Genomic DNA, 6,167 nt, shown 5'->3' with positions numbered 1-6,167 from the left:
CGAAACCAGGGGCGATTCATTCGTTGAAGCCTGGGACTTCTTCATCCAAGCACCATCGATAAAATACTCGAAGAGCAACTAGCTCCTCATACCAGCTTGATGCTTTTAATCGAGTGCATTCACGTACAGCAAATGTCGATAACCTATTGCCAATAGTATCCGCGTCATTTCCCGAAAATTTATGCTGGGCCAGAAGCCGCTGGACGACAATCAGAGGCCTAAGGTCGATGTGGGTTTGGAGTCTGTCGATGAACCACCCTCTGAGTAGCCACTCAACTAACAAGTTAGAATGTAGGGGCTTGCTCCACGCAATATTCATCGGAGCACACCCGACAATCTCTACCGTTATTCTCTCAACCCACGCATCATTGTTGTGAATTGTTATAGCCTGACCGAAGGTGGATTTGACTGTGGAAGGAAAGGCATCGGCCTCGATGCCGAAGCGACATTCAATCTCGGCTACGAGTTCGGCAGGCGAAATTTTAATCATCTTCATTGCCTCGAAAATTTGAGCTGTCTGAGCTTCTGATTATTTCGCCGAGCCGATCAGATATGGCCTGTCGAGAGTAGCGCTGAACACTTTCGCTGCTGGGGCTCCATCCGCCCAGATACGCCAGAGCATCTTTTACATTAATGCTGTTGGCGCCACTTTTTTCAAACTTTTTGCGAGCTATATTTGCCCCTGTCGCCCTCAAGCCGTGCGGATGAATTCGTGTTGAAAAGTTTGGCAAGCCGAGGCTGGCTGCAACGGTACGAAGAATGGTGTTTACGGTTCGCGCAGATAGCCGTCTCCCGTCACGGGAACTCACGAATAGGGCTGTACAAGGTCTTTTTGGTTTGATCAGTTTAGGGCGATGATCGGAAATGTATTCGTTCAGAACCGCGGCTACCGATGCGGTTATGGGGACTATCCGACCGCGCGTCTTGAGACTAGCCCCGTCCAGTCTCCGCTCCCTGTTGATATCGCTTGGGCGCTTGATGCGTATTGTAGGTGAGGGACCAAGGTCAACGTCGTCGAGTTCTATGAGAACCACTTCGCCACGCCTGGCAAGTGTTTCAAGCATTACTAAGAACAGACAGTAATTGCGTGCCTGTATCTGTTTACTTTGGAATGGGTTCCTAAAGTCATCAGGACTGAGCACCCCTTTGAATAAGGCTTGTCCGCCGGAGTCAAGTGGCGTTGCTGGTAGCGGCGGTTCTGATTGATATGCAATCTTGGTGATTTTTTTTTGAAGATTTCGCAGATTCTTGGCTTTGTTTTTTTCCGCTTGGCTTTGCTCAAGTAGACCTAGTCGATTGAGCTCAACGTAGTGCTCGAAGGAGAAATCTATGAATGATTTGACAGCTTCGAGTCGTCGGGTGCATGTCGATTGGCTCGCACCCGCACCGCGTTTGGTGGAGCAGAGGCGTTCGGCCAGCGATGTCAGTTCCGCTGAGCTGAACACCGCTAGGCGCTCAAGCTTCGCTTCCAGTGGAGAACCTCGGCTGAGAGCCCACTCGTACGCGATAGCGATGTCACGTAGGTAATTTTCGACGGTATTGAGACGCGATCTGTGGAGCAAATCCTCCGCCCAGAGGTTTGCTAGGATCACTGGAACCCCCTGCACCAGCAGGTATGGCCTGAGGCCGCTGGAGGCAGTACGAATCATTCGGATCTCGCAGAAAGGGACGTCTGGCATCGGTAGCTCCAGATCTGCAACGTTTCCGAACATATACCATAAGTGCCATAACCACCCTTCAGGCAACAGTGAGCCTAGCCAGGACGATGTGCACCTGACCTTGTCGCTCAAACGCGGGCTGGCATTGATCGACGTGCGGGTGCTGGATCACATCATCATTGGCGACGGGGAGCCGTTGTCGATGGTTGAGCAGGGGTGGATCGTGGCTTAGGCCGTTTAGTTGTGTGCTGGCCTCTTCACGGGCAAGCCCGCTCCCACAGGATATTCGCCGGCCTTGAAGGCGGTGATGTCCCTGTGGGAGCGGGCGTGCCCGCGAAGAGCCCGGTGCAGGTCTACCTGGCCACCGACACCTTGCTGAAATCCAGCCGCCCGAACGGGCTGACCTGGTACCCCTCGACTTCCTGGCGCAGCAGGGTCGCCGCTGTCGGGTGCGCCAACGGCACCCACAGTGCCTGCTGCTGAATCAGGGTTTGCGCCTGCTGGTACAGCCGGCTGCGCACGCTCTGGTCGTTGGTGGTGCGCCCGGCACTGATCAGCTGGTCCAGGCGGCTGTCGCAGAACCGTGCGAAGTTGGTACCCGACTCCACTGCCGCACAGGAGAACTGCGGGGTGAGGAAGTTATCCGGGTCGCCGTTGTCACCGGCCCAGCCCATGAACAGCAGGTCATGCTCGCCGGCCTTGGCGCGGCGGATCAGCTCACCCCATTCGATCACGCGGATCTCGGCCTTGATGCCGATCTTGGCCAGGTCGGCCTGCAGCATTTGCGCGCCAAGGCTTGGGTTGGGGTTGAGCAGGCTGCCCGATGGCCGCGTCCAGATAGTGGTGCTGAAGCCCTCCGCCAGGCCGGCCTTGGCCAGCAGGGCCTTGGCCTTTTTCAAGTCCAGAGGGTAGCCGGGCAGGTCCTTGGCGTAGCTCCAGGTATTGGGCGGGTAGGGGCCGTTGGCCGCCACCGCAGAGTCTTCGAACACCGCCTTGAGGTAAGCCTGCTTGTCGAAGGCCAGGTTGATCGCCTGGCGGACTTCCGGCTTGTCCAGTGGCGGGTGCTGGCTGTTGATGGCGACAAAGGCGGTCATGAACGCGGGCGTACTGGCCACCTTGAGCTTGTCGTCCTTGGCCGCTTCGGCAATATCCAGCGGTTTGGGCGACAAGGCGACCTGGCACTCGCCGCGCTTGAGCTTCTGCAGGCGCACGTTGGCATCGGTGGTGATGGCGAAGATCAACGGGTCGACTGCCGGCTTGCCGCCGAAGTAGTCCGGGTTGGCGCGGTAGCGCACCACAGCGTCCTTCTGGAAGCGCTGGAAAGTGAACGGCCCGGTGCCGATCGGCTGGCTGTTGAGCTTCTCTGGCGTACCGGCCTTGAGCAGCTTGTCGGCATATTCGGCAGAGTAGATGGACGCGAAGCCCATGCTCAGGGTGGCCAGGAACGTGGCGTCGGGGTGGCTGAGGGTGAAGCGCACGGTGTTCGGGGCCGGGGCGTCGATCGCCTTGATCAGGCTACCCAGTTGCAGCGACTGGGCGTGCGGGTAGCCGCCGGGTGCAGTCTTGTGCCAGGCATGGGCCGGGTAGAGCATGCGCTGGAAACTGAACAGCACGTCGTCGGCATTCAATTCGCGGGTGGGCTTGAAGTACGGGGTGGACTGGAACTTCACGCCGTCGCGCAGGGTGAAGTCGTACACCAGCCCGTCGGCCGAGACCGTCCAGCTGGCCGCCAGGCTCGGCACCACTTTGCCCTGTGCCGCATCGAACTCCACCAGGCGGTTCATCAGCACGTCGGCGGTGGCATTGGTGGTGGTCAGCGAGTTGTACTGCACCACGTCGAAGCCTTCGGGGCTGGCCTCGCTGCAAACGCTCAGGGGCGCGGCCTGGGCGATGCCACCCGCGAACAGGGTGGCGGTGAACAGGGAGTTGAACAATAAGGAAAGGGCGGCGGCACGCATGGTGGCTCCTTGGCTGTCAGTGGCCCATCTGCCAGTGCAGTCTGGAAAAAGCCTACCCTAGTGTGCCTGTCGGGAAATGACCACATCCTTTTTTACAAATGTGGCGACGAGCGGTCGACGGCTGGCGGGGCCTGAAGGTATGCTGCCCCGGCTGAATCGGGCTTGCGCTAATGTGCATCAACTATTGTTGCAGCCAGGTCTTTCTGGTATAAAGCAGCGCTCTTTTCTAGGGGCTCGGCCTGTCGCATAAGCGGATCCGGTCGATAAGGCCTCCAGAATCACGGCGCCCAGGCGCCAAAGACTGAGAGATTAAGCGGCCAACCCATGCCGGGTTGGGCATGTGGTTTTAGAGGGCTGAGTCATGTCGAGAGTCTGTCAAGTTACTGGTAAGGGTCCAGTAACCGGGAACAACATTTCCCACGCGAACAACAAAACCCGTCGTCGTTTCCTGCCGAACCTGCAGCACCACCGTTTCTGGGTTGAATCCGAGAAGCGCTTCGTGCGTCTGCGCGTTTCCGCCAAAGGCATGCGTATCATCGACAAGCGCGGCATCGACGCCGTTCTGGTTGACATCCGTAAAGCTGGCGCCAAGGTTTAAGGGAGAGCATCATGCGTGAATTGATCCGTCTGGTTTCGAGTGCCGGTACCGGCCACTTCTACACCACCGACAAGAACAAGCGCACCACCCCGGACAAAATCGAGATCAAGAAATATGATCCGGTTGTTCGCAAGCACGTGGTGTACAAGGAAGCCAAGATCAAGTAATTGATCGGCGACCTGAAAAAAAACCCGCATCCGTAAGGACGCGGGTTTTTTTATGCCTGCTGCAAGGTCAGTTGAATTCGAAGCCCTGAATCACCTGGTTGGCGTCGGTCCTGATCTGGATGCGGGTAGGGTCGAACTCGCGGGTGCACATGTCGGTGGGGCCGACCACGCGGGAGCGACCGGTAATGGCGCAGATGGTGTCTTTGAGCTCTGGCACGTAAGGGGCGCCGACCAGGTGGGCGAGGGCTTGTTTGACGTCATCGTTGGTCATGGTGATCTTCCTGTTGAGGTGAATGGCCCGTTGTGGGCAGGGCCATCCTCACGCATGCCGCCTGGCCAGCTGCGCTACATAATTACTTCTGCTCGAACATGACGTAGATCTTGCGGCACGGCTCAAGCACTTCCCAGGTGCCTGTGAACCCGGCCGGGATTACGAACCGGTCGCCGGCGCGCAGGGTCTTGGCACCGCCGTTGTCGTCGCGCAGTACCGAAACGCCCTGAACGATCTCGCAGTATTCATGCTCGGTGTAGTTCACTTTCCACTGGCCGACCTCACCCTCCCAAACGCCTGCGGCAAACTGCCCGCATGGGCTGGAGTAATGGTTGTAGACCGCCTGGTCTGGCTCACCCTTGAGGATTTTTTCAGCCGCAGGGCGGTACCGTTCGGCTTCAGTGAGCACTTGTGCGAAGTCGATGATGCTGGCGATGTTCATGGTGCGGCTCCTGTTCTTGTTAAATAAAATTAACATCAGTAGGCTTTTGGGCCTTCTGTGTCAAATATATTGATAGTTTACAGTGGCTGGTTTAGGGTATCGCTTGCCAGTGTGCGCTCGTCGCCCGGCCAGAATTCTGACAACGCCTGTGAGTCCTCAGTGCGGCGTTGCACCTAAACAAGAGGAGGAGTTTCGTATGACCACCCTGACCCGTGCGGACTGGGAACAACGCGCCCAGCAACTGAAGATCGAAGGCCGTGCCTTCATCAACGGCGAATACACCGATGCCGTATCCGGTGAAACCTTCGAGTGCCTGAGCCCGGTCGACGGACGCTTCCTGGCCAAGGTTGCCAGCTGCGACCTGGCCGATGCCAACCGTGCCGTGGAAAACGCGCGTGCCACCTTCAATGCTGGCGTCTGGTCGCAGTTGGCCCCGGCCAAGCGTAAAGCCACGCTGATCCGTTTCGCCGACCTGCTGCGCAAGAACGTCGAAGAGCTGGCGCTGCTGGAAACCCTGGACATGGGCAAGCCGATCGGTGACTCCTCCAGCATCGACATCCCCGGTGCAGCCCAGGCCATTCACTGGACCGCCGAAGCCATCGACAAGGTTTACGACGAGGTCGCGCCCACCCCACACGACCAGCTTGGCCTGGTTACCCGTGAGCCAGTCGGCGTGGTCGGTGCCATCGTACCGTGGAACTTCCCGCTGCTGATGGCCTGCTGGAAACTCGGCCCGGCACTGGCCACCGGTAACTCGGTGGTGCTCAAGCCTTCGGAAAAATCGCCGCTGACCGCCATTCGCATCGCGCAACTGGCGATCGAGGCCGGCATCCCGGCGGGTGTACTGAACGTGCTGCCAGGCTACGGCCACACCGTGGGCAAGGCGTTGGCCCTGCACATGGATGTCGACACGCTGGTGTTCACCGGCTCGACCAAGATCGCCAAGCAACTGATGGTCTATGCAGGCGAATCGAACATGAAACGAATCTGGCTGGAGGCTGGCGGCAAAAGCCCGAACATCGTCTTCGCCGATGCACCGGACCTGCAAGCGGCCGCTGCGGCTGGGGGGGGGG

7 protein-coding genes and 2 pseudogenes (1 of these 9 running past the window's edge) are annotated in these 6,167 nt (G+C 58.4%); 4 read left to right on the top strand and 5 right to left on the bottom strand.

Annotation, left to right across the window (positions count from 1 at the left end; genetic code table 11):
- Positions 1-16: 16 nt before the first annotated feature.
- Positions 17-490, bottom strand: coding sequence for a hypothetical protein (locus G1E_RS21970; RefSeq protein WP_009682912.1), 474 nt, complete (start codon positions 488-490; stop codon positions 17-19).
- Positions 483-1,649: a tyrosine-type recombinase/integrase gene (locus G1E_RS27960; protein WP_223817826.1), complete on the bottom strand. Its 1,167-nt coding sequence runs from the start codon at positions 1,647-1,649 to the stop codon at positions 483-485. Before G1E_RS27960 ends, G1E_RS21970 begins: the two co-directional genes overlap by 8 nt.
- Before the next feature lie 73 nt (positions 1,650-1,722).
- Here G1E_RS27960 and G1E_RS27955 point away from each other — a divergent pair.
- A pseudogene (locus tag G1E_RS27955) lies at positions 1,723-1,890 on the top strand (JAB domain-containing protein); the annotation flags it as partial.
- Positions 1,891-2,011: 121 nt separating this feature from the next.
- On the opposite strand, the gene G1E_RS21965 reads toward G1E_RS27955, so the two are convergent.
- The gene (locus G1E_RS21965; protein WP_009682914.1) at positions 2,012-3,616 is read right to left on the bottom strand and encodes an ABC transporter substrate-binding protein; all 1,605 of its coding nucleotides are present in this window, start codon (positions 3,614-3,616) and stop codon (positions 2,012-2,014) included.
- A 361-nt stretch (positions 3,617-3,977) separates the two neighbouring features.
- Between G1E_RS21965 and rpmB the strand changes: the two genes are divergently transcribed.
- Together rpmB and rpmG are read left to right on the top strand one after the other, a co-directional pair.
- Positions 3,978-4,214, top strand: coding sequence for a 50S ribosomal protein L28 (rpmB, locus tag G1E_RS21960; protein ID WP_003253504.1), 237 nt, complete (start codon positions 3,978-3,980; stop codon positions 4,212-4,214).
- An 11-nt stretch (positions 4,215-4,225) separates the two neighbouring features.
- Positions 4,226-4,381 carry a 50S ribosomal protein L33 gene (gene rpmG / locus G1E_RS21955; protein WP_003253507.1) on the top strand — a complete coding sequence of 52 codons (156 nt, stop codon included), beginning with the start codon at positions 4,226-4,228 and terminating at the stop codon, positions 4,379-4,381.
- A 67-nt stretch (positions 4,382-4,448) separates the two neighbouring features.
- On the opposite strand, the gene G1E_RS21950 is transcribed toward rpmG, so the two are convergent.
- On the bottom strand, positions 4,449-4,652 hold the full coding sequence (locus tag G1E_RS21950; protein ID WP_009682915.1) for a hypothetical protein: 204 nt from the start codon (positions 4,650-4,652) through the stop codon (positions 4,449-4,451).
- Positions 4,653-4,734: 82 nt separating this feature from the next.
- Positions 4,735-5,094, bottom strand: coding sequence for a cupin domain-containing protein (locus G1E_RS21945; protein WP_009682916.1), 360 nt, complete (start codon positions 5,092-5,094; stop codon positions 4,735-4,737).
- Between the two features lie 196 nt (positions 5,095-5,290).
- On the opposite strand from G1E_RS21945, the pseudogene G1E_RS21940 reads away from it, so the two are divergent.
- Positions 5,291-6,167: pseudogene (locus G1E_RS21940) on the top strand (aldehyde dehydrogenase) (it continues 615 nt past the right edge of the window).

It is taken from the genome of Pseudomonas sp. TJI-51, from assembly GCF_000190455.2.
GTDB lineage: Bacteria > Pseudomonadota > Gammaproteobacteria > Pseudomonadales > Pseudomonadaceae > Aquipseudomonas > Aquipseudomonas juntendi.
Note: the sequence above shows the minus strand (reverse complement) of the source record. Positions and strands in the feature narration are given on the sequence as shown.

What these genes read in the sequence shown, in the direction of transcription:
- G1E_RS21945 (WP_009682916.1), bottom strand. Translation starts at nt 5,094, where the DNA reads ATGAACATCGCCAGCATCATCGACTTCGCACAAGTGCTCACTGAAGCC.
- G1E_RS21970 (WP_009682912.1), bottom strand. Translation starts at nt 490, where the DNA reads ATGATTAAAATTTCGCCTGCCGAACTCGTAGCCGAGATTGAATGTCGC.
- G1E_RS21950 (WP_009682915.1), bottom strand. Translation starts at nt 4,652, where the DNA reads ATGACCAACGATGACGTCAAACAAGCCCTCGCCCACCTGGTCGGCGCC.
- G1E_RS27960 (WP_223817826.1), bottom strand. Translation starts at nt 1,649, where the DNA reads ATGATTCGTACTGCCTCCAGCGGCCTCAGGCCATACCTGCTGGTGCAG.
- rpmG (WP_003253507.1), top strand. Translation starts at nt 4,226, where the DNA reads ATGCGTGAATTGATCCGTCTGGTTTCGAGTGCCGGTACCGGCCACTTC.
- rpmB (WP_003253504.1), top strand. Translation starts at nt 3,978, where the DNA reads ATGTCGAGAGTCTGTCAAGTTACTGGTAAGGGTCCAGTAACCGGGAAC.
- G1E_RS21965 (WP_009682914.1), bottom strand. Translation starts at nt 3,616, where the DNA reads ATGCGTGCCGCCGCCCTTTCCTTATTGTTCAACTCCCTGTTCACCGCC.